The following is a 22734-nucleotide window of genomic DNA, read 5'->3' as shown; positions in this document are numbered from 1 at the left end:
CCCTATGTCACTGACCCGCAACCAGATGGCCGCGCGTGCGGCGCAGGAGCTCGCCGACGGCAGCTACGTCAACCTCGGCATCGGCATGCCCACACTTGTGCCGAACTACGTTCCCGACGACGTCCACCTCGTCCTCCAGTCGGAGAACGGCCTCCTCGGCGTCGGACCCTACCCGACCGAGGACGAAGTCGACCCCGATCTCATCAACGCGGGCAAGGAGACCGTGACGATGCTGCCCGGCGCCTCGTACTTCGATTCGGCGGCGAGCTTCGGGATGATCCGCGGCGGCAAGATCGACGCGGCGATCCTCGGCGCGATGCAGGTCGCCGTCAACGGCGACATCGCCAACTGGATGATCCCGGGCAAGATGGTCAAGGGCATGGGCGGGGCGATGGACTTGGTCCACGGTGCCAAGCGCGTCATCGTCGTCATGGACCACGTCGCCAAGGACGGCTCCCACAAGCTCCTCGAGGTCTGCGACCTGCCGCTGACCGGCAAAGGCGTCGTCGAGCGCATCATCACCGACCTCGCCGTGCTCGACGTCAGCGGGAACGCCTTCACCCTCGTCGAGCTCGCCCCCGGAGTCACCGTCGAGGAGGTCAAGGAGAAGACCGGCGCCGAGGTGATCGTCGACGGCGAGATCCCCACCGTCGACGTCCCCAACGTCTGAGCCCGCGCGGCTGAGCGGCGCTGCGGCTGAGCGGCGCTGCGGCTGAGCGGCGCTGGTCCCCTACGCCGTTTCGAGGACGCTCAGTGTCGATTTCTGATTGCAGAATCGACACTGAGCGTCCTCGACTCGTTTCTGTGCAGAGGCTCAGCTCGGGTGGTGCCGCGAGACATCCCTGTAGGCGCGAAACATCCACCTGCGCGCAATTCCTACCTTTGGGCGATCATCATCCCCACGCGCGCAATTCATCCCCGCACGCGCAATCCTCACCCGAAGGCGCGACGCATCCCGGGAGCGTCACAGACAACCGGCAGTCGCATACACCGCACTCGCAGCCGCAGATCCTCCCCTCGCACACGTAGGACGAGACGCTTGGGGTGAGGGATGCGCGCTGGACCGGCCGCGAACCGCTGGGGCGCTGAGCGAACGATGCTCAGACGAGAGGGACGCTGCTCAGGCGAAGGGCAGCGCCGGGTCGAGGCCTGTGGTCGCGACGAAGAGGTCGCCGTGCCCGTCGGCGGTGACCGCGGGCTCGTTCGCGCCGATGAACACGCTCTGGCCGCGGGTCAGCGTCGTCGACGCGCCGACCGAGGTCAGGGTGATGGTGCCGGAGGTGCACAGGGCGATCGCCGCGCCTCGGCGCTCGATGCGCTTGAGTCGGGGGCAGCGCAGCGCCTGGAGGGCGAAGTCCTCGGTCGCGCCGGTGAGCACGCCGTCGCGGTCGGGTTCGAGCAGCGTCGGTGCGCTCGCAGCGAACGAGGCGATGCGCGTGAGCTCGGGGATGTCGACGTGCTTGGTCGTCAGTCCCCCACGGAGCACGTTGTCACTCGAGGCCATGATCTCGATGCCGGTGCCGCCGAGGTAGGCGTGGAGGATTCCCGAGTCCATGGCCAGCGCCTCTCCGGGCTGGAGGTGGACGCGGCAGAGCATGAGGGCCACGAGCACCCCGGGGTCGCCAGGGTAGTCGGCGACGAGTTCGCGGAACGTCTGCATCGGGTCGACGGCGGTGCCGATCTGCGAGGCGTGGCCGCGCGGCGGCGTCGCGAAGTCCTGGTCGGCGATCTCGGTGACGAGCTGCGGCGCCCGCCCGTCGCCGAGGAGACGCTCGACCGTCCGGGCAAACGCTTTGGTCTCGCTCAGTCCCTTGAGGGAGGAGAGGATCTCCCCGAGGAAGTCGAGCGCGGAGACGCTCAGCGACAGCGAGAGGAAGCGTTCGAACGTCGCCCGCACAGCTTTGCGGGGACGGAACCCGGAGAGGGCGTGGAATTCGGTGAGCGCGTAGATGAGCTCGGGCTTGGCAGAGGCGTCCTTGTAGTTGCGGTCGGGCGCGTCGAGGTCGGGACCCGTCTCCTCTTCGCGCGCGAAGCCCTCTGCGGCCTGGGCAGGGGTGGGGTGGACCTGGATCGAGAGCGCACGCTCGGCCGAGAGGACCTTGAGGAGGAACGGCAGGCGCGGGCCGAAGGTCTCGAGCGAGTCCCGTCCCAGCAGGCCTTCGGGATCGCCGGCGATGTATTCGATGAGGTTGGGTCCGAGGTCGGTCCGCCCTTCCGCCCGAACGTCGACCGACGAACTCGAGCCGACCCGCCCGTAGCCCGACGATGCGTGCCGACCGCTGCCGGCGGCGAGTTCGAGGCGGGACGGGCTGAGCGGATGCGCACCGAGCCACAGCTCCGCGCACGGCGTTCCGTCCGGGACGGTGCCGAGGATCGCGGGGATCGCGTCCGGGGTTCCCCAGTCGAAGTTCTTCACCGTGTTGGTCAGCCGTCGCACAGGCTCCGCCCCTTTCTCTCTCTCGCCCGCTGGTGCCTATCACTCAACCGTAGCGTGCGCCCGCCCCGCTTTCCGGCGAAGACGCTGTGACTTCATCTCCTGTTCAGTCCTGTACATCAAGAGTTCACCACAGGACAGGTTGCCGGCAAGGGGGTTCGCCTCAGGTGCTGTGGCAGTTCCCCGCCGAGATGGTCGACCCGCCACCTTCGCCCCGCCGACGCGGCCCCGTCACCCTCGCCCCGCCGAGGTGGCCCCGTGGCCCCGCCGAGGTGGTCGGCCGCCCCAGCCGTCGGACTGCCTCATCTTGGCCCGAGCAGTCGTGAGGTGCCGGAGCGCAGTTGACGAGAGTCACCGTGGGCGGATGCGAGCGGGCCCCGCAGCACGATCGTGCTGCGGGGCCCGCTTCACTGACTTCCCGGCGGCTGAGCCTCAGCCGACGACGCGGATGACCTTGGCGCCGCGGCCGAGCATCCACTCGTAGCTGCGCTTGGCGGTGTTCGTCCGGGTCGAGCCGGCATCGTACATCTGGCCCTTGGTCTCGGAGATGATTCCGATGTGACCGGGGATCCAGATGAGGTCGCCGGGCTTGGCGTCCTTGATCGAGATGACCTTGCCGGCGTTGCGCTGCTGACTCGTCGTGCGCGGCAGCTTGATGCCGTTCTTGCCGTAGACGTACTGGGTGAAGCCCGAGCAGTCCCATCCCTTCGGCGTGGTGCCGCCCCAGACGTACTTGACCCCGAGGTAGGACTTCGCGTCCTTGATGATGGCGTTGCGCTGCGCCTGGATCTTCTCCTCCTTGGACGGCTTGTCCTTCTTGCCGTCCTTGGAGTCCTTCGATCCCTTGTCGTCCTTGGAATCCTTGGAGTCCTTCGATCCCTTGTCGTCCTTGGAGTCCTTCGAGTCCTTGGAGTCCTTGTTGTCCTTCGAATCCTTGTCGTCGTTGCCGGCTGCAGCACCTTCCCCGGAGTCTGCACCCGAACCGCCATCGGCGGCGCTGTCCCCCGGAGGGGAGCTGTCGCCCGAGGCATTCTCATCGACGACTCCACCCGAGATGGTCCCGTTGGGAGAGAACTCCGTCGTGCCGTAGCCCTCGGCCCAGACGAGCTTCGCCCCTTCGAACAGCTGCTCCCCACGGCCGTCCTTGTAGGTGGGGTTCGACTTCGGGTAGCCGAGGTGCCCGCGCTCGTACCCCTTGGCCTTCCAGTAGCCCTGGAGCACGCCGGTCGTGTACCTCGCCCCGGTCTTGGGCGACCAGTGGATCGAGCCCTTGGAGAAGGTCTGGTACGCTCCCCCGTTCTTCAGCCCGCCGCGCTCGTTGCCCGTCGGCAGTCCGATCGTCTGGACGACATCGCCGCTGAACGCTCCCCGGATGGCGCCCTTGACGTGGTAGGCGCCGGTCTTCTTGGACCAGTAGACGACGCCCTTCTCGTAGTTGCGTCCCTTGGCGCCTGCGATGCCCTTGACATCGAACTCACCGCTCGTGGCCTTGCCGAGGTTGTTCTTCTCCGCGTAGTCCTCGATCGCGGTCTTCGGCTTCGGCTTGGGCTTAGGCGACTCGGTCTTCTCGTCCGAGGGCAGGTCGCCGGACTTGAGGATCGAGTTGACGGTGCTGCGGATCTCTCCGAGCTTCGCGTAGAACGCATCGCCCGGGCAGTCGGTGCTGCCGAGGTCGCGGTGGCCGACGAGGGTCGACTTGCTCGCGGTCAGCCCGTTGAGCGAGAACTTCCACGCGATGGCGGCGGCCACAGCGTCACGGGTCTTCTTCGGCGGGGCCGAGCCGTTGTACGTGCCGAGGACCGAGATGCCGAACGTGCCGGAGTTGTGTCCGGCGACGTGGGCGCCGATGACGGCCTTCTCGAGCTTGCCGTCGCGGGCCTGCCACAGGCGGCCGTACTTGTCGGCGACGACGTTGTATCCGATGTCGGACCAGCCGCGTCCCTTCTGGTGGAAGGACTGGATGCCGCGGATGATCGCCGGCACGTCCTCGGCGGAGTAGCTGTTCGATCCCGAGGTGTGGTGGACGACGGCCTGCTTGATGCCGCTCGCGTAGTCAGGGCTGCCCTTGTAGGGCTTGGCGCCCCACGACTTGCGGGAGGCAATGTCGGGCCGCGGGACCTTCGCCGACTTCGCGACGGTGGACACCGAGGACGAGCCGGGGACGTAGTTCTGCGTCGTCACGGTCGCCGCTCCGCCGGCGGAGACGGTCGTCGCCTCGGCGGCGTCGCCGGCGCTGCCCGCACCGGTCTCGGTCGCAGCGGAGTCACCGCCGGTGGCCGGCTGCGCGCTCTGCGGGTCGATCTGGACGGGTGCGTTCTCGGCGACCGCCTCGGCGTCCGCGGACGAGCGCTTCGGGTCGACGAGGACGAGTTCGGCATCGCTGGGAGCCTTCTCGCCGAGGATGCGCATCTGGACGCCTGCCGCACGGTTGACCGTGAAGGGTTCGGAGCCCTCGTTCTTCGCCTCCTCCTGCTTCTCCTCGTCGAGCGTCTGCCAGTTCCCCCAACCGGAGTCGCTCTTGACGCGGACCTGGATGCGGATGCTCGACGGCGCGTTCGAGAAGGTGACCCCGACGAGGCTGGGGTTCTTCGACGGAACGTCGAGGACATCGGAGATGAGGGCGATGTTGACGCCGTCCTCGGTCTGCTGACGGACCGACCCGGAGATATCGCCGTCGTCGTCGGCCTTCTCCGTCGGGGTCGACCCGTCGGTGGGGGCCGTGCCCTCGGCAGGTGCCGTCTCCTCGGTCTTCTCGCCCTGCTCGGCCTCGGCCGGGGCCGGGGGTTCGCTCGAGCCCTCAGGTGAGGTCAGCCCCGCCGAGGTGGGGGTGACGGCTGCCGTCGCCGCCGACGCACCGGTGCCGACCGTGGCGGGCACCTGGGTGGCGGCGAGTGCCGTCTGCGACTTGAAGACGTTGGGAAGGTTGCTCGACGCGCTCTGGTTGGCGACGGAGGCAGCGGAATCGCTGGAGTCGCGTGCGCCGGGGACGTTGAGTCCGTCCTCGCTCACCTTGAGCGCCTGTTGGGTCACTTCCGGCTCGACGGTTGCAGCAAAGGCAGTCGGAGCCGTGACCGCTAAGGTGCCGACGAGAGCGACTGAAGCGCAGCCCGCGACAGTGGGCAGTATGTATTTCATCGTTACAGCCTTTTCGAGGAAGTCAGGGAAGTTCAGGCCTCGGGGTCGGCTTCACCGTCGGCAGTACGGTGGGCAACCCCAACATCTCAAAATTGTTACACATTTCCGGCGTGTCAGACTAGCCAAATAACGAATGAACATAATTACACCGGTGTGGTTCCCAGTGTTCTCAGGCGACACACCGAGCGAAAGTTTTTTCGCGGGGTCCCTCTCCGGTCATCCTCGACCGGGGATCAGCCCCTCTTCCGCACCCTTTACGGGACGTAGCAGATGGCGCGCGCGTCCTCGTCTCCGCCCTTGTCAGGGCTGGCTGAGGCGGCGAGTTCGCGACCGGCGGAGGCGTCGACGTCAATGCCGGCGGAGACGCCCGCAGCGACACCTGTCGGCGCCGAGAGGGCGCTGTCCTGCTTCTCAGCGTCCGTGGAGGCTTTCTCGATCGCGTTCGCAACGAGGCGTCGCGCCTCGGCGAAGTCCGGTTGTGATGGTGTCACGCGCGGCGGAGTGAGGTCAAGCGACTCGATCTTCTGACTCTTCACCTTGAGGGCAAGGTCGACGAACATGTCGACCTGTGAGGACGGGATGTCCGTCGACACCGCTCCGGGGGTGGCCGCGGCGATGTCCTGGTACCGCGTGAGCACGGTCGCCGGGTCGAGCTGCTTGACCATGGCCTCCTGGACGCAGCGCTGGCGGATCATCCGCTCGTAGTCGCTGGAGAACTCGCGGGAGCGGGCGAACCAGAGCGCGTGGTAGCCGTCGAGCTTCTGCTTGCCCGGTTCGATCCAGCCCTTGACCGGGCCGTGCTTGCCCGTGGCCTTATTCACCTTCGAGGAGATCGGCACCCGCTTGCCCGAGACCAGGGTGATCCCACCGAGGGAGTCGATGAGGTTCTCGAAGCCCTTGAGGTTGACCATGGCGTAGTACTGGACCTCGAGGCCGGTGACGGCTGAGACGGCGTCCATCGTCGCCTGCTCCCCGGCGCGCTTCGGGTCGGGGAACTTCTCCTTGTACTTCTCCCCCTGCTGGAACACGGCATTGAGGAGGCATTCGCTGCCGCAGTTGAAGCCCTGCGGGTAGACCGCGTTGAGCGGCGAATCCTCGGGGAAGGGGACGTTCTGCATGTTGCGCGGCAGTCCGATGATGACGGTCTTGCCGGTCTCGGCGTCGATCGAGACGAGGGAGAGCGAATCGGGTCGGATGCCCGTGCGGCCCTTGCCGGCGTCCGAGCCGAGGAGAAGGATGTTGTAGCGCCCGTCGACGGGTTTCGCGGCCTTGCCCGAGGCGAAGAGGTCGCTGACGAGCCCGCGCTGGCTGTTGAGGATGTTCGTGCCCCACGCCAGCGGTCCGACGACGACGAGGAGGAGGGCGCAGAATGCGCCGAGGAATCGAGTGCGCGCCTTCTTCGACAGGGTGACCAGGCGGATGCGGCGGACGGTGTCGAAGAGGCAGACGACCCAGTTGAGCCCGACGACCGGCACCCAGATGGTGAGGAAGGTGAGGATGTACGGGTTCGTGCCGATCGTGAACGCGAATGTGCGATTGATGAGGATGGCGACGACGGCGATGATGACGAGCAGCCAGCTGATCGCCGTGATCGACAGCGAGATCTTCGCCCACCGGCGGGCACGGAAGAGCAGCTGGACGCCACCGGGAAGGAGGACGGAGACGAGGAGCAGCAGCCACGCCCGCAGGTCCCTGGTCGGCTGTGAGGCGTACGACGGGAAGCGGATCGGGTCGATGTACTTCGTCTCGGCCACTGCCTCACCTCTGCCTCTTGCTCGCTGACTGACTTCGGGCGCACCGACGCCCAGGCATCAATCGTGCCAAACCAACGTCCGAGTCCTCTGTGTCCCTCCATTGTGGCGCGTGGCAGAGGCCGAAGCCCGCACCTGCGCGCCTCGCATGTCGCCGATCACACCGTGTTCTCCCCCACACCTCTGCCCCCGGACACGCAGACGGCCGTTCCCGCCGCGAATGCGGTGGGAACGGCCGTGGAGTCGCCGGAGGCCTCAGCCGAGGAGCTGGCGGCCCATGACGAGGCGCTGGATCTGGTTCGTGCCTTCGTAGATCTGCGTGATCTTCGCATCGCGCATCATCCGCTCGACGGGGTGGTCGACGACGTAGCCGGCACCGCCGAGGAGCTGGACGGCGTCGGTGGTGATCTCCATCGCGGCATCGGAGGCGAAGGCCTTCGCCGCGGCCCCGAAGTACGTGAGGTCGGCGTCACCGCGTTCGCTCTTCGCCGCCGCGGTGTAGGTGAGCTGACGGGCGGCCTCGAGCTTCATGCCCATGTCGGCGAGCATGAACTGGATGGCCTGGAAGTCGGCGATGCGCTTGCCGAACTGCTGGCGCTCCTTGACGTAGTTCAGCGCGTAGTCAAGCGCTCCCTGCGCGATGCCGACGGCCTGCGCGGCGATCGTCACCCGCGTGTGGTCGAGGGTGCGCAGCGCGATCTTGAGACCCTCGCCGGGTTCGCCGACGATCCGGTCCCCGGGCAGGCGGACGTTGTCGAAGAGGAGTTCGCGCGTGGGCGATCCCTTGATGCCGAGCTTGCGCTCCTTCTCCCCGAAGGTGAACCCCTCGTCGGACTTCTCGACGACGAAGGCGGAGATGTTGCGGCCCCTAGCCCCATCGGGGTCGGTGACGGCCATGACCGTGTAGTACTCGGAGACCCCGGCGTTCGTGATCCAGGTCTTCACCCCGTTGAGGATCCAGTCGTCCCCGTCACGGGTCGCGCGGGTCTTCATCGACGCGGTGTCGGAGCCGGCTTCGCGTTCGGAGAGCCCGTAGGAGAAGCCGGCCTCTCCGCGGGCGACGGGTGCGAGGTACTTCTCCTTGATCGCCGCGTCTCCCCCGAGCTGGACGGGCATGCTCCCGAGCTTGTTGACGGCCGGGATGAGGGAGGAGGACGCACAGCCGCGGGCGACCTCCTCGATGATGATCGCCACGGCCAGGGCGTCGGCCCCGACTCCCCCGTACTCCTCGGGGATGTGCGCGGCGAAGAAGTCGGTCTCGACGAGCGCGTCGTGGGCTTCCTGGGGGTACCGGGATTCGGCGTCGACCTCGGCGGCGAAGGGGGTGATCCGCTTCTCGACGACGTCACGCACCGCCTGGCGGATCTCTTCGTGCTCTTCACTGGGCTGGTAGAGGTCGAACATCGTGCTCCTTTGACTGATCGATCGTTCAGTCAACAATTATTGCCCGAGTGCCGCCCCTTTGTCGAGGGCGACCTGACGCAGACGGGCCCGATGCTCGTCGAGGCGGGAGCGGATCCGCGCCGCCTCCTCGTCGGTCCCGGCGCCGAGGATGCGGGCGGCGAGCAGGCCCGCGTTCTTCGCTCCGCCGATCGAGACCGTGGCCACGGGCACGCCGCCGGGCATCTGGACGATCGAGAGCAGAGAGTCCATCCCGTCGAGGTACTTCAGCGGCACGGGCACGCCGATGACCGGCAGGGACGTCATCGAGGCGATCATGCCCGGCAGGTGGGCCGCTCCCCCGGCCCCGGCGATGATCACCCGCAGTCCCCGGTCGGCGGCGGTCTTCGCCCACTCGACCATGTCCTCGGGCATCCGGTGGGCGGAGACCACCTCGGCGGTGGAGTCGATGCCGAGTTCGCTCAGCGCCTCGGCGGCCTCCCGCATCGTCGGCCAGTCCGAGTCGGATCCCATGACGATCCCGACCGGGGGCCTCGCCGAGGCGGCTGTCCCGGTGCTCGTCTCGTCTGCAGCTTCCATGTCAGGCCCTTTCGTCGGGGTCCGCAGCGCCGGAGCGTGCGGGTGCGGTCGCGGGGACTCCCGCGGGTGCGGGCATCTCGGGATGGGGGTTCGGGTCGACGCCGGCGATGAAGTCCGCGGCATGCCTGGCCCGGGCGAGGACGAGCTCGCGATCGGAACCGTAGGCGTTGACGTGGCCGACCTTGCGGCCCGGACGCACGCCCTTGCCGTAGAGGTGGACCTTGACCGCGGGATCGTGGGCCATGACGTGGAGGTAGGGCCGGTAGAGGTCCTCGTGCTCGGCGCCGAGGATGTTGACCATGACCGAGACGTCCTCGCGGGCCGCGGGGCTGCCGAGGGGCAGGTCGAGGACGGCGCGCAGGTGCTGCTCGAACTGGCTCGTCACCGACCCGTCCTGGGTCCAGTGACCGGTGTTGTGCGGGCGCATGGCGAATTCGTTGATGAGGAAGCCCTCAGGGGTCTCGAACATCTCCATCGCCATCACCCCGGTGACGTCGAGGGCGCCGGCGACGGTGAGGACCGCCTCGGTGATGGCGCGCGCCTTCTCCTCCGGCAGTCCCGGGGCCGGGGCGATGGCCTCCTTGCACACCCCGTCCTGCTGCCAGGTCTCGACGACCGGCCACACGGCGGTCTGGCCCATCGGGGACCGTCCGACCATGACGGCGAGCTCCCGGGTGAAGTCGACCTTCTCCTCGGCGAGGAGGACGGGGACATCGCTCAGCCAATCGGCCACCTCGGCGGAATCGGTGATGACACGCACGCCCTTGCCGTCGTAGCCCCCGCGCGGGGTCTTGGCGATGAACGGATACCCGACCTCGGCGGCGAAGGCCTCGGCATCGGCGGTCGAGGTGATCTCCGCCCACCGCGGGTTGGGCAGTCCGAGCTCGTCCATGCGCCGGCGCATGAGGATCTTGTCCTGGGCGAAGATGAGGGCCTGCGGGCCGGGCCGAACCGCGTGTCCGGCGGCGACGAGGGCCTCGAGGTGCTCGGGCGGGACGTGCTCGTGGTCGAAGGTGAGGACGTCGACGGTCTCGGCGAAGGCCTTGAGCGTCGCAAAGTCCGTGTAGTCGCCGACGACGACGTCGTGGATGACCTGGGCCGCCGGGGAGTCGGCGGTCTCTGCGAGGACGGCGAAGCGGACTCCGAGGGCCTCTGCTGCGGGGGCGAGCATGCGGGCCAGCTGGCCTCCGCCGATGACGCCGATGGTTGGAAAAGTCACGCACCCATCCTAGCGGCGGCTCCCAGCCGGGCCACATCGGCGCTGTCGTACGATGGACCTCGTCGAAGCCGCGCGTCAGGGGACAGGAGGGCACCGTGGGCCGCACCCGCGCCGAGCTCTCCCGCCTCGCGAAGTTCACCGCCGTCGGGGCCCTCGCGTTCCTCGTCGACCTCGCCGTCTTCAACCTCGTCCTCTTCACCACCGACATCGGCCCGCTCATCCCCAAGGTCGTCTCGGTCGCCGCGGCGACGACGGTGAGCTGGCTGGGTTCGAGGCACTGGACGTTCCGCGACGGCCGCACGAGCCGACCGTGGCGCGAGGCCATCGGCTTCTTCGCCGTCAACGCCGCAGGCCTCGGCATCGCCGGACTGTGCCTGATCATCAGCCACTACGTCATGGGCCTGACCTCGCCGTTGGCCGACAACATCTCCGGCAACGTCGTCGGCGTGCTGCTGGGCAACGTCTTCCGCTACGTCATGTACTCCCGCGTGCTCTTCCGCGTCCCCGGCACCTCCTCGCCGAGGCGGGAGGTCGTCGTCGGCGGGTCCTCGGTCGACGAGCCGTGCGTCGACGTCCCTGCCCGACGGTGACAGCGGTGACCGTCGCGGGCGCACTCCCCCGGAAGGCAGCGCTCACACCACGAGGAGCGGGATCCGCAGTTCGGCGTCCGTCGTCGCTCCGTGGTGTCCGATGAGGGCGAGCGCCGAGGCGGACTCGGTCTGCGAGTCGACGACGGCGAAGCCGTCGGTGCACACGGCGATGACGTCGCCGATGCGGCCGAGCACCCGCGGATCGACGGGTCCGAAGTAGCCGCGGGCGATCGCCTCGGCGCGCGGGAGGACGAGGGCCCGGTCGCCCAGGGTCTCGGTCCAGGCGGCCGCGACGTCGGCCTCGGCGCCGGGCTGCGCGTAGAGATGGAGGGCCCTGGGCTCCCCGCCGAGGTGGCGCAGCCCCGCCTTGAGGTCGGGGGCGTCGACGAGGTCGAGGCGACGATCATGGTCGATGTCGACCATGCCGTGGTCGGCGGTGACGACGAGCGCCGAATCGTGGGGCAGGTCCTGGGCGAGACGGGAGAGCGCGCCGTCGATGCGTTCGAGCTCCTCGCTCCAGTTCGCCGAGTTCGATCCGCTCACGTGCCCGGTCTTGTCGAGGTTGCCCCAGTAGAGGTAGACGAGTCGGGTGCCCGGCGCCCTGACCTCGGCCAGCGCCTGCGCGGTGCGCTCCTCGAGCGTCTTCGACGCACGGAAGCGTCCCCCGCGCAGGGAGGCGCGGTTGAGGCCGCGCCCGGCGAACTTCGCCTCGCCGAGGCTGACGACGTCGACGCCGGCGCCCTCGAGGCGTTCGAAGAGCGTCGCATCGGGCACCCACGTGAGCGGGTCGACGTCGAGGTCCCACGTGAGCTGGTTGAACACGGCGTCGCGGGAGGGGTCGAGCAGACGGTAGCCGACGACTCCGTGGGCTCCGGGCAGACGACCGGTGGCGAGCGAGGACAGGGAGTTCGCCGTCGTCGATGGGAATCCCGTCGAGATCGGCCGCCTGGTCGAGGCGAGCGACCGGAAGAAGGGGGTGTAGCCGCTGTTGCGGCTGAGCAGCTCCTCGCCGAGCCCGTCGACGAGGACGACGACGACGGTGCGCGCCTCCCGGTCGAGGCCGAGCCCCTCGGCCCGCCTGCCGGCGGTCTCATCGAGGATGTGACCGGCACCGAGGGCGAGCGACGCGGCGGGGACGACGTCGGAGAGCAGCGGCCCCGCATAGTCGGGAGGACCGAGCAGGGTCGAGAGGTCGACGCCGTCGGTGTCGGGGGCGGTCATCAGCGACGCGCTCGGAGGCGGGCGTGGAAGACGGCCTGACGCAGCCGGTCGGCGAAGGCCGCGATCCGGTCGACGGCCGCCTGCCCTTCGGCTTCGGCGGAGACGCGGAGGACGACGTCCTCGGCGAACGTCGACCCGCCGTAGCCGTGATCGCCCATGCAGTCGGGGTCCCCGCACGTCTCGGGGAAGGCCTCGATGCGGCGGGCGGCACCCCACGAGAGGGTGAGCGAGACCTCGACGGGAGCATCGCCGGGAGCGTAGGAGGCGGGGTCGGTGAAGGTGCGCCCGACCATGACGGTGCCGAGTCGTTCGAGTTCGATGTCCTCGCTGCTCGTCACCGCCCTGGCTCTCCCGCCGGGAGCCGCTGCCGGGTCGTCGTCGACGTGGGCGAGCAGCAGCCTCGTCTCCGTGAGGACGAAGGCGGTGACATGACGGTGGATCGACTCGATGTCGACGTGCGTGTCGATGTGGACGAAGTGGCTGAGCACCGGCTCGCCGAAGAGGGAGTCGGCGAGGATGCCCTGGGTGAGCTGCGGATAGTATCCGGCCGACTGGAGGTCGCGGACGAGGACTTCGGGTAATGCCATGGACTCCATTGTGCCGTACTCGCCGCCTGTGCCGAGTCCGCGGCCCGCCTATGCTTGAGGCATGGAAGACTATCCTGCCGGGTGGGAAGCCGATGTCGTCCTCCGTGACGGCGGCACCGCCCATCTGCGCCCGATCGTGCCCTCCGACGCCGATGCGCTCGCGCGCATGCACGAGGCGCAGTCGCCGGAGTCGATCTATCTGCGCTTCTTCGCGCCCCTGCCCAAGCTGCCCCAGCGCGACCTCGACCGCTTCGTCAACGTCGACCATCACGACCGGGTGGCGCTGGTGATGACGATCGGCGACGACATCATCGGGGTCGGTCGCTACGACAGGATCTCCCCCACCTCGGCGGAGGTCGCGTTCAACATCGCCGACGCCCACCAGGGGCGCGGGATCGGCTCGATCCTCCTCGAGCACCTCGCCGCGGCCGCTCGGGAGTCGGGCCTGCGGAAGTTCACCGCCGAGGTGCTCCCCCAGAACCGCTCGATGCTCCAGGTCTTCCAGGCCGCCGGCTACGAGGTCAGTCGCGGCTTCGACGACGGGGTCGTCGCCGTGACCTTCGACATCGACCCGACGGCGCGGTCGATCGAGGTCCAGGCCACCCGCGAGCACCGCGCCGAGGCGAAGAGCGTGCGCACCGTCCTCCATCCCTCCTCGGTCGTCGTCATCGGGGCGAGCCGAAAGCGGAACTCGACGGGCAACCTCCTCATCCGCAACATCGTCTCAGCCCATTTCACCGGCGAGCTCTGGGTCGTCCACCCCGAAGCGGACCAGGTCGCGGGCGTGCCCGCGTACCCCAGCCTCGGCGATCTGCCGGGCACCGCCGACCTCGCCGTCATCGCGGTGCCTGCCGACTCCGTCACCGAGGTGGTCCAGGAGTGTGCAGCCCACGGCGCCAAGGCCGTCCTCGTCATCTCCTCGGGCTTCGCCGAGACCGGACGCGCCGGCGCCGAGCTGCAGCGGCAGGTCGTCGCGACCTCCCGGGCGTACGGGATGCGGCTCATCGGACCGAACTCGTTCGGGATCGTCAACGAGGCCCCCGATGTCCGGCTCAACGCCTCGCTCGCCCCGTTCCTCCCCGAACCGGGCACGCTCGGGCTCTTCAGCCAGTCGGGGGCGCTCGGCACCGCGCTGCTCGCGACGGCGAAGAACCGGGGCCTGGGCATCTCGACGTTCGTCTCCGCGGGCAACCGCGCCGACCTCTCCGGCAACGACCTCCTCCAGTACTGGGAGGAGGACCCGGCCACGCACACCGTCGGCCTCTACCTCGAATCGATCGGCAATCCGCGGAAGTTCTCCCGCATCGCCCGCCGCGTCTCCCGGGTCAAACCCGTCATCGTCGTCAAGTCCGATGTCACGGGGCGCGAGCTGCCGCCCGGGCACGTCGTGCGCACCTCCTCGCTCGCCCCGCACGCCCTCGACCAGGTGCTCGGTCAGGCGGGCGTGGTCCGTGCCGACACCGTCCACCAGCTCTTCGACTTAGCCCAGGTCTTCTCGACCCAGCCGCTGCCGGCCGGGCGCCGGGTGGGTGTCATCGGCAACTCGGCGGCGCTGTCGACGCTCATCGTCCAGCGCGCCCGGGCCGAGGGGCTCACCGTCGAATCCGCCGTCGTCTCCCTCCATCCCGAGGTCGATGCCGAGACCTTCGGGGAGGCGCTCGAGGCGATGTACGACCGCGACGACATCGACTCCGTCATCGTCACCTTCACCCCTTCGGCCGGGGCCGAGGAGAACGAGATCGCCGCCCGTCTCGCCGAGGCCGCCGCACGGTCCGCGAAGACGACCGTCGCGTGCTTCCTCGGCATCCACGGCGTCCAGGACGAGCTCACGAGCTTCCTCACCGACTCCGAGGGCAGACGCGTCACCCACACGGTGCCGAGCTACTTGGGACCCGAGGACGCCGTGTGGGCGCTCGCGCGCGCCACCGACTACGCCCGCTGGCGCTCTGCCGACCACGGCCGCTTCCTCGAGATCGAGGACCTCGACGACAAGGGCGTGCGCGAGATCGTCGATGAGGCGCTCACCGGCGCCGCCCCCGGCTGTCCCGTCGTCCTCTCCCGAGAGCGCGCGCGGGAGCTGCTGGCCTGCTACGGGATCGAGACCGTCCCGTACATCACGGCCGCCTCGGTCGCCGAAGGGCTGCAGGCCGCGGAGACGATCGGCTACCCGGTCGCACTCAAGGCCGTGACGAAGTCGCTGCGCCATCGGATGGAGCTCGGCGGTGTGCGGCTGAACATCGACACCCCCGAGGAGCTCACCGAGGACTTCACCGCGATCCAGGACCTCATCGCCTCCCTGCCCTCGGACGAGGAGCCGCTCATCGACGTCCAGGCCATGGCCCCACCCGGCGTGCCCTGCGTCATCCGCGCCGGCGAGGACCGCCTGCTCGGCCCGATGCTCTCGTTCTCCCTGGCCGGGGACACGACCGAGCTCCTCGGCGACGTCGAGCACCGGGTCGCACCGCTGACCGACAAGGACGCCGGGGAGATGATCCGTGCGATCAAGTCCTCGCCGAGGCTGTTCGGCTATCGCGGGCTGCCGCCGGTCGACATCGACCCCCTCATCGACGTCCTCGAACGCCTCTCCGTCCTCGTCGAGCGCCACCCGCAGCTCCTCGACATCGAGATGCATCCGATCGTCGCGACCGAGACGACGAGCTACATCCTCGACGTCCGCATCTCCCTGCTCGCCGACGCCACCCGGATCGACACGACGCGGCGCCTGCTCAGCTGAGGGCTCCGCCGAGACATCCGACGTCTGCGGCGCACCTCGGGTATCGTCGGAGGTGCAGGGGTCCGCGTCGGACCGCCGGGCCGGCACCTGGCCGACAGGGATCGTCCGGTGCGACGACAGTGCCGCTGTTCGGGTCGAAACGCCTGCTCATGGGCGCGGGCGACCCGATTGGTGGGAACCGACTGGCAGTTTGGCGAGTCATATACCAATCCCCCGAGCGAACATGTAGTGTCTGTATCCGTTCGAGCATGAATAGTTATGCATTTGTGCCCAAAACCCCGCGGCCGGACCCGGCCGCTGTCTGTGACCCCCAGTGGTCATTCACCGTCAGCAGGCACTCCTGCGCTGCAGGAGCGCCCACGAGAGCGAGGCAGAGAGCATTGATCTCACGCAAAGATGTCGTCACGGATTCCGCGATCGCCGTCGTCGCCGAGCAGGGAGTCCGCGGGCTCACGCACCGCGCCGTCGACGCCATGGCAGAGCTGCCGGTGGGGTCGACATCCAACGTCTACCGCACCCGCGACGCCCTCGTCACCGGGATCCTCGAACGGATCGGCGAACTCAACGCCCGTCAGTTCGACCGGCTCGTCGAGAACACGGCGGCCGGCGGCACCCCGCTCGCCGATGCCGCCGTCGGACTGTGCTTCGATCTGCTCACCACCGACCGTGACCGCTTCTACACCTCCGTCATGCTCAGCCTCGACCCCGCGCTTCCGGCGGAGGCGCTCGCGGCGAAGCGGTCGAACATGGCGACCGTCGACTCGTTCGTCATGAACCTCTGCGGCATCGACGCCGACCTCGCCCGCCGCATCACCAGCTCGGTGCTCGGCATGATGATCGCCGAGCTCATGTCCGGTTCGCCCTCCCGTGAGCACGTCGAGGCCTACATCGGCGAACTCTCGAAGTGGATGAACGACCTCCCGCGCTCGTAGCAGGACTCTCCCGTCCACGGTGCCCCTGACCACCGCCTCGGCGGGGCGGAAGCGACACGAGACCCCGAGGTGGGCCTGGGAACACGATTCGAACGCTAGAATCGACGGGTGCCGCCGCTGAGGGACAGCGGACGCGAGTGTGTGACAGGAGTTCCATGACCGAAGGCAGAGTCATCGATGTCGACGTCTCGGCGGAGATGGAGAGTTCCTACCTCGAGTACGCCTACTCGGTCATCTATTCGAGAGCTCTGCCCGACGCCCGTGACGGCCTCAAGCCGGTGCAGAGGCGCATCGTCTACCAGATGGGCGACATGGGACTGCGACCCGACCGCGGCCACGTCAAGTCCTCGCGCATCGTCGGTGACGTCATGGGCAAGCTCCACCCGCACGGCGACTCCGCGATCTATGACGCGCTCGTGCGGCTCAGCCAGGACTTCATCATGCGGGTCCCCCTCGTCGACGGCCACGGCAACTTCGGTTCCCTCGACGACGGACCCGCCGCCCCCCGCTACACCGAGGCGAGGCTGACGACGGCGTCGATGCAGATGATCGCCGGCCTCGACGAAGAGGTCGTCGACTTCGTCCCCAACTACGACAACACGCTCACCCAGCCCGACGTCCTGCCCGCCGCGTTCCCCAACCTCCTCATCAACGGGGCCTCGGGCATCGCCGTGGGCATGGCGACGAACATGGCCCCGCACAACCCGGGTGAGGTCATCGCCGCGTGCAGCCACCTCATCCGCAATCCCGACGCCGACCTCGCCGAGCTCATGCGCTTCATCCCGGGACCCGACCTGCCCACAGGCGGGCGGATCATCGGCCTCGACGGCGTCCGGGAGGCCTACGAGACCGGCCGCGGAACCTTCCGGACCCGGGCGACGGTCTCGATCGAGAACATCAACGCCAGGCGCAAGGGCATCGTCGTCACCGAGCTGCCCTACCTCGTGGGACCGGAGAAGGTAGTCGCGAAGGTTAAGGACGCCGTCGGGGCGAAGAAGCTCACCGGCATCGCCTCGATCGACGACTACTCGGACCGGAAGAACGGCCTGCGGCTCGTCATCGGGATCAAGAACGGCTTCAACCCGGAGGCGGTCCTCGCCGAGCTCTACCGGCAGACCCCGCTCGAGGAGTCCTTCGGGATCAACAACGTCTGCCTCGTCGAGGGCCAGCCGCGCACCCTCGGGCTGCGCGAGCTCCTCACCGTCTACCTCACCCACCGCATCGACGTCGTGCGCCGGCGCACGGTCTTCCAGCTGCGCAAGGCCAAGGACCGCCTCCACCTCGTCGAGGGTCTGCTCATCGCGATCCTCGACATCGATGAGGTCATCCAGCTCATCCGCTCCTCCGATGACGCCGCGACCGCGCGGACGAGGCTCATGGACGTCTTCGACCTCTCGGAGCTCCAGGCCACCTACATCCTCGACCTGCAGCTGCGGCGGCTGACGAAGTTCTCGCGTCTCGAACTCGAGGCCGAGCGCGACGAGCTCAAGGAGCGCATCGACTACCTCGAGAGCCTCCTCGCCGACGAGGCGAAGCTGCGCGAGCTCGTCGCCTCCGAACTCGAGGCGACCGCGGAGATCATCGGCACGCCCCGCCGGACCGTCCTCATCGAAGGGGCGATGAAGGAGCTCACGGCGAAGGGGAAGAAGGCCCCGGAGAACCTGCGGATCGCCGATGCACCGACCCGCGTGCTCCTCTCGACCTCCGGTCGGATCGCCCGCACCTCGGATGCCGCGGTGCTCGCCCGCTCGGGCAAACGCGCGAGCCACGACGCCCTCGTCTCCGAGGTGGTCGCGACGACTCAGGGCAAGGTCGGGGCGCTGACCTCGACCGGCACCCTCCACCTCATCGATGTCGTCGACCTTCCCGCGCTGCCGCCCGGTGCCTCGCGGCCCAACGTCGCCGGCGGGGTGAAGGTCGCCGAGTACGCGGCGCTCGAGAAGAACGAGAAGGTCATCGGGCTCATCGACCTCGAGCGCGAGTTCCTCCTCGGCACAGCCGAGGGCGTCGTCAAGCGCGTGTCCGTGGCGGGCCGTCCGAACAAGTCGGAATGGGACGCGATCGCCCTCAAGGGCAAGGACACCGTCATCGGCGTCGCTCAGCCCCGCGACATCGACGCCTCGCTCGCCGTCTTCGTCACCTCGGCCGCGCAGCTGCTCGCCTTCGACGCCGCAGGCCTGCGGGCCCAGGGATGGAACGCCTCGGGGGTCGCCGGCATCAAGCTCGGCGCCGAGGCGAAGGCGATCTTCTTCGGGGCCGTCCCCCGCGAACCCGATGAGGAGATGTCGCTGTCAGTCGTGACGATCGCCAGCGGCGAGAACTTCTACGGTGCGCCGTCCTCGTCGATCAAGGTGAGCGAGTTCGTCGAGTTCCCCACGAAGGGACGGGCCACCTCGGGTGTGCGCGCCCACAAGTTCCTCAAGGGCGAGACCGAGCTCTCGCTCGCCTGGGTCGGCGACTCCCCGCAGGCGGCGGCGCAGGCCGGAGGCGCACGCACGCTGCCCGGTGAGATGTCGCGCCGTGACGGGACGGGGTCCCCGCTCGAGTCCAAGATCGACGTCATCGGCACGCTCCCCCGCCTCGGCGAACCGGGCGAGGACGTCACCGGCGGCGGTGGCACCGATGGTGCGGCGGCCGATGGCTCCGGGGGCGCGTCGGCGGGCAGCAGACGCTCCGGCGAAAGCGTTCGGGGCGACAGCGGTGCTTCGGGCAGCGGTTCGCCTCAGGCGGCAGGTTCCGGCGGGCTCGCCACGAGCCTCGACGGTCTCGACCTCGATGCCGACGACGCCCGCGAGGCGATCTCGCGCGCCCGCATCGACACGGACAACGGCGTCATCGTCTCCCACGACGAAGACGATGAGGACGACGGCGACGACTCAGCGCTGTTCTGACGGCGGACACGTGCGGGAACGCGCGTACGTTCCCGCCGCAGCACGTCCTACCCGTAGCGTCGTGTCGCACCCCGGACGCCACGTCATCCCGTACGCTCCGCATCCCATACCCGTAGCAACAAAACCTCTCCTTGCAACGGGAGGTTTTAACGCTAAGAGGGCGGGATGCGAATGGCGGCGCTCGGCCGCATACTCGCAGCAGCACGTCCTACCCGTAGCGTCATGTCGCACCCCGGACGCCACGTCATCCCGATCGCTCCGCAACCCGCACCCGCGGCGCCTAATCCGCCCCGTGCAACGGGAGGTTTTGGGGCTAAGAGGGCGGGATGCGCTGAGTGGGCGGGATGCGAAATACTCTCCGCCAAGGGGAGGCTCCGGCGCCAAGGGTGCGAGGTAAGAAAGCCGCAGCATCCGTCCCGCTCCTCGCCGCGCCGCCGCGCCGCCGAACCTACGATTCGTCGTCGAGGTCGAGCTTCATCCGTGCCGCGGTGCCGCGCTCCATCCGGCAGATCCCGGTCTCGCCGAGTCCCTGGAGAGTGAGCGAGCCACGCGGTTCGAAGACGTAGGCGTCGGAGGTCGAGAGCACCCGCGCGGTCTCCTCGTCGGTGAAGATCGTTCCCGGTTCGGCGACGGCGGTCAGCCGCGCTGCCAGGTTGACGCTCGAGCCGAAGATGTCGCCGAGGCGCGAGAGCACCCGCCCCCACACGAACCCGACCCGTGCCTGCGGCAGATCGGCGGCCGCGGTGACGCGCTCCATGAGCGACATCGCGATCTCCGCGCCGGCCAGCGGGGTCTCGGCTGCGAAGAACACCTCGTCGCCGACGGTCTTGATGATGCGCCCGCCGCCGGTGGCGACGATGTTGTAGCAGATGCCCTGGAACTCCTGGACCATGTTCGCCAGCTGCCTCGGCTCCATCTTCTGCGACAGCCGCGTGTACGAGACGAGGTCGATGAAGCCGACGGCCCGGGCCAGCGGCATCGACGAGTCGTACCAGCCCTGCCGGTTGTCCATCGCGAGCCCGTCGGAGACGTTGACGTTGAGCCGCCCCATCACCTCGGCGAGGTTGCGCCGCCACGAGTACGTGAGCATCTTCTGCAACGGGTCGATGAGGTCCTCGATGACCTCGAGTGCCTCCCGCCGGGCCTCGGGTTCGCTCAGGCCCTTCTCCTCGGTGAGGTATTCGACGATCGTCTCCATCTGCCACACGACGAGGCGGTCCGTCGTCTGCCCGATCGCACGCGCCAGCGACAGCGCGGTCTCCTGGTCGATGAGTCCGTCCGCGACGGGCTTCGCCCACATCCGCAGCGCGTGCGCATCGCTGACCGTGTACGCCTTGTCGTGCGCATCCGTCTGCGCCATCCCCAGCGCCCGCCACATCTTCCGCGCCGACACCGTCGAGATCCCGCCGAGCTTCGCCGCCTCCCGGCGATCGAGCACGCGCTTACCGTCGAGGAGGATCTCCTCGAGCCGCTCGGCCGCCGTCCGCGTCTCGTAGACCGGATCGTCGTCGTCATCGTCGACGATGTCGATCGCCGAGGTGCGCGGGTCCTCGTGCAGTCCCTCGGAGAAGTCGTCGGCCCGGTCGGGCCTGCCTGAGGCACCGTCGTCGACGGATGCCGGGTGTCCGTTGAGCATGTTCGCGGTGATGACCGGCATCGCCGAGGTGGCAGGCAGTTCGCTGTCATCGATCCTCGCCCGCCGGCGGGTCGTGTCAGTGCCGCGTGAGACGGTGTCATCAGAACGGGAGGCGGTGTCATCAGATCGGGAGGCGGCACTGTCGCCGGAACCGGCGTCGGCGATATCGGCGCCGGTGGCGTCGTCTGCGCTGGCGTCACCCGGGCCCCCGTGCGCCGATCCGCTGCGCGCTGATCCGCTGTGTGCTGATCCGCTGTGTGCAGAGTCGACGTCCTGCGGTCCGTCGTGGGTCACGCCCTCAACCCTCGACGCGCCGTGTCCTGGGGTTGAGAGCACTGGAGCGGGATGCCCCGAGGCGTCCTCTTCACTCGTGCCCGCGGAGGCACCGTCTGCCGAGCCGGCCTGTGCAACCGCATCCTGCGCGGGAGCACCCGTCGACGTGTCCTGTGTCGGCGCGCCCTCCGCGTCGTTGCCCGCCGTGGCACTGCCCCCGGCAGCGCTGTCCGCCGGACCACGGTTGACCGGCGCGTCCTGTCCCGCAGCGTCTCGCGAGGCGTGCTCCCGCGCACTCTCGTCGTTCCGACGGTGCTCGACATCGTCCGCGGACACGGCGGCCTGCCGGGTGTCCTCACTCATCATCTCGCGGTCGTCCCGGCAGCAGAGGTGTCGGTCCCAGGGGCCGGTCGCAGATGGTGGACGTCGCCGGCGCTCACAGTGGTCCGGTCGTCGATGATGAGGTCCCCGGACGGGTCGAGCCCGGTGGCCGTCCCGATGAGGTGGCTGCCGTCGGGCCGTTCGACCTTGACCCGTGTCCCCAGCGTCACCATTCCCTCGCGCACCTTCTCCGCGATCCGGCTCCGGCTGAAGTCCTCGTCACCATACTCGTCGATCTCCCTCAGGGCAGGAATGAGCGTGCTGAGGATCGACACTAGCAACGCTTCATGATCGATCTCTGAATCCGGCTGACCGAGCTCGATCGCCAGCGAACTCGCGTCTTCCCGCACGAGGTCTTCAGCCGCGAGCCGGGTGTTGATCCCCATTCCCAGGACGATGCGCGGACCCGAGTCGATCATCTCGATGCGCGCGAGGATCCCGCACAGCTTCTTCCCCTCCGCCGTGAGGACGTCGTTGGGCCACTTGAGGACCGCGGGAACCCCCGCCTCGGCGACGGCCCGGCGAACGGCCTCCCCGGTGAGCAGCGGAATCCAGCCCCAGGACTCAACCCCGGTGCGGGGCGCGAGGAGGATCGAGAACGTCAGCGACTTCCGCGGCGGCACCGTCCACGTCCGTCCGAGTCGACCATGGCCGGCGCTCTGAAAGTCGGTGCCGAGGACGGTGAACGCCGGCAGCTCGGACCGGTCCGCGCCGTTGCCGACGACAGCGCCGGCGACGTCGCGGACGGGATGGCCGACCGCCTTGGCGGGGTGGGGATCGAGGTGCTCGGGCTTGCGGACCAGGGCGGCGAGCTCGTCGTTCGTCGACGAACAGGACTCGTCCCAGACGACGAGGGGAAGGTCGAGCCCGACGGCCTCGGCGCGGGCGCGCAGCGAGCGGACGTCGACGAGGAAAGGCGCGTGTTGGCTGGTCACCAGTCCACTCTAGATTCTTTTGGTGGGAGTGCACA

At 68.8% G+C, this 22734-nt stretch carries 15 protein-coding genes; 5 read left to right on the top strand and 10 right to left on the bottom strand.

The features are described 5' to 3' along the window. Window positions 1-4 precede the first annotated feature (4 nt). Entirely contained in the window at window positions 5-670 is a 666-nt protein-coding gene (locus BC102111_RS13140; RefSeq protein ID WP_009374820.1) for a CoA transferase subunit B, read from the top strand. A 450-nt stretch (window positions 671-1120) separates the two neighbouring features. Here BC102111_RS13140 and manA read toward each other — a convergent pair whose 3' ends face one another. The 6 genes from manA to BC102111_RS13110 form a co-directional block, all read right to left on the bottom strand. Beyond that, entirely contained in the window at window positions 1121-2437 is a 1317-nt protein-coding gene (gene manA / locus BC102111_RS13135; protein WP_095375695.1) for a mannose-6-phosphate isomerase, class I, read from the bottom strand. Between the two features lie 429 nt (window positions 2438-2866). Further along, window positions 2867-5464 (bottom strand): NlpC/P60 family protein, encoded by a 2598-nt coding sequence (locus BC102111_RS13130; protein ID WP_095375694.1) that lies wholly within the window; start codon window positions 5462-5464, stop codon window positions 2867-2869. Between the two features lie 359 nt (window positions 5465-5823). After that, window positions 5824-7323: an LCP family protein gene (locus BC102111_RS13125; protein WP_095375693.1), complete on the bottom strand. Its 1500-nt coding sequence runs from the start codon at window positions 7321-7323 to the stop codon at window positions 5824-5826. Between the two features lie 252 nt (window positions 7324-7575). After that, window positions 7576-8724: an acyl-CoA dehydrogenase family protein gene (locus tag BC102111_RS13120; protein WP_009374816.1), complete on the bottom strand. Its 1149-nt coding sequence runs from the start codon at window positions 8722-8724 to the stop codon at window positions 7576-7578. 36 nt (window positions 8725-8760) lie between these two features. Further along, on the bottom strand, window positions 8761-9300 hold the full coding sequence (gene purE, locus BC102111_RS13115) for a 5-(carboxyamino)imidazole ribonucleotide mutase (RefSeq protein ID WP_101624560.1): 540 nt from the start codon (window positions 9298-9300) through the stop codon (window positions 8761-8763). Window position 9301: 1 nt separating this feature from the next. Beyond that, entirely contained in the window at window positions 9302-10471 is a 1170-nt protein-coding gene (locus BC102111_RS13110; RefSeq protein WP_101624559.1) for a 5-(carboxyamino)imidazole ribonucleotide synthase, read from the bottom strand. Window positions 10472-10614: 143 nt separating this feature from the next. On the opposite strand from BC102111_RS13110, the gene BC102111_RS13105 reads away from it, so the two are divergent. Beyond that, entirely contained in the window at window positions 10615-11109 is a 495-nt protein-coding gene (locus BC102111_RS13105; protein WP_009374813.1) for a GtrA family protein, read from the top strand. 42 nt (window positions 11110-11151) lie between these two features. On the opposite strand, the gene BC102111_RS13100 is transcribed toward BC102111_RS13105, so the two are convergent. Together BC102111_RS13100 and BC102111_RS13095 are read right to left on the bottom strand one after the other, a co-directional pair. Next, a complete protein-coding gene (locus BC102111_RS13100) occupies window positions 11152-12330 on the bottom strand; it encodes an alkaline phosphatase family protein (RefSeq protein ID WP_101624558.1) in 1179 nt (392 codons plus the stop codon). After that, entirely contained in the window at window positions 12330-12917 is a 588-nt protein-coding gene (locus tag BC102111_RS13095) for a DUF5998 family protein (protein WP_095375688.1), read from the bottom strand. Before BC102111_RS13095 ends, BC102111_RS13100 begins: the two co-directional genes overlap by 1 nt. A 61-nt stretch (window positions 12918-12978) precedes the next feature. On the opposite strand from BC102111_RS13095, the gene BC102111_RS13090 reads away from it, so the two are divergent. The 3 genes from BC102111_RS13090 to BC102111_RS13080 all read left to right on the top strand — a co-directional run bounded on the left by BC102111_RS13090 (window position 12979) and on the right by BC102111_RS13080 (window position 19474). Next, entirely contained in the window at window positions 12979-15651 is a 2673-nt protein-coding gene (locus BC102111_RS13090) for a bifunctional acetate--CoA ligase family protein/GNAT family N-acetyltransferase (protein WP_009374810.1), read from the top strand. A gap of 380 nt (window positions 15652-16031) precedes the next feature. Next, window positions 16032-16583, top strand: coding sequence for a TetR/AcrR family transcriptional regulator (locus tag BC102111_RS13085; RefSeq protein WP_009374809.1), 552 nt, complete (start codon window positions 16032-16034; stop codon window positions 16581-16583). A 155-nt stretch (window positions 16584-16738) separates the two neighbouring features. Then, complete coding sequence (locus BC102111_RS13080; protein WP_095375686.1) at window positions 16739-19474, top strand: DNA gyrase/topoisomerase IV subunit A; 2736 nt, start codon at window positions 16739-16741, stop codon at window positions 19472-19474. A gap of 448 nt (window positions 19475-19922) precedes the next feature. Here the strand turns inward: BC102111_RS13080 and BC102111_RS13075 are convergent, their stop codons facing one another. Together BC102111_RS13075 and BC102111_RS13070 are read right to left on the bottom strand one after the other, a co-directional pair. Further along, window positions 19923-21746 carry an adenylate/guanylate cyclase domain-containing protein gene (locus tag BC102111_RS13075; RefSeq protein WP_232252566.1) on the bottom strand — a complete coding sequence of 608 codons (1824 nt, stop codon included), beginning with the start codon at window positions 21744-21746 and terminating at the stop codon, window positions 19923-19925. Next, window positions 21746-22699, bottom strand: a complete 954-nt coding sequence (locus BC102111_RS13070) for a biotin--[acetyl-CoA-carboxylase] ligase (protein WP_095375684.1) — start codon at window positions 22697-22699, stop codon at window positions 21746-21748. The genes BC102111_RS13075 and BC102111_RS13070 overlap by 1 nt, the downstream gene beginning before the upstream one ends. Window positions 22700-22734 lie beyond the last annotated feature (35 nt).

Source organism: Brevibacterium casei CIP 102111 (genome assembly GCF_900169275.1).
Classification (GTDB): Bacteria; Actinomycetota; Actinomycetes; order Actinomycetales; family Brevibacteriaceae; genus Brevibacterium; species Brevibacterium casei.
This window is presented reverse-complemented; position numbering and strand designations above follow the sequence as displayed.

What these genes read in the sequence shown, in the direction of transcription:
- BC102111_RS13140 (WP_009374820.1), top strand. Translation starts at nt 5, where the DNA reads ATGTCACTGACCCGCAACCAGATGGCCGCGCGTGCGGCGCAGGAGCTC.
- BC102111_RS13120 (WP_009374816.1), bottom strand. Translation starts at nt 8,724, where the DNA reads ATGTTCGACCTCTACCAGCCCAGTGAAGAGCACGAAGAGATCCGCCAG.
- purE (WP_101624560.1), bottom strand. Translation starts at nt 9,300, where the DNA reads ATGGAAGCTGCAGACGAGACGAGCACCGGGACAGCCGCCTCGGCGAGG.
- BC102111_RS13110 (WP_101624559.1), bottom strand. Translation starts at nt 10,471, where the DNA reads ATGCTCGCCCCCGCAGCAGAGGCCCTCGGAGTCCGCTTCGCCGTCCTC.
- BC102111_RS13100 (WP_101624558.1), bottom strand. Translation starts at nt 12,330, where the DNA reads ATGACCGCCCCCGACACCGACGGCGTCGACCTCTCGACCCTGCTCGGT.
- BC102111_RS13095 (WP_095375688.1), bottom strand. Translation starts at nt 12,917, where the DNA reads ATGGCATTACCCGAAGTCCTCGTCCGCGACCTCCAGTCGGCCGGATAC.
- BC102111_RS13090 (WP_009374810.1), top strand. Translation starts at nt 12,979, where the DNA reads ATGGAAGACTATCCTGCCGGGTGGGAAGCCGATGTCGTCCTCCGTGAC.
- BC102111_RS13080 (WP_095375686.1), top strand. Translation starts at nt 16,739, where the DNA reads ATGACCGAAGGCAGAGTCATCGATGTCGACGTCTCGGCGGAGATGGAG.
- BC102111_RS13075 (WP_232252566.1), bottom strand. Translation starts at nt 21,746, where the DNA reads ATGAGTGAGGACACCCGGCAGGCCGCCGTGTCCGCGGACGATGTCGAG.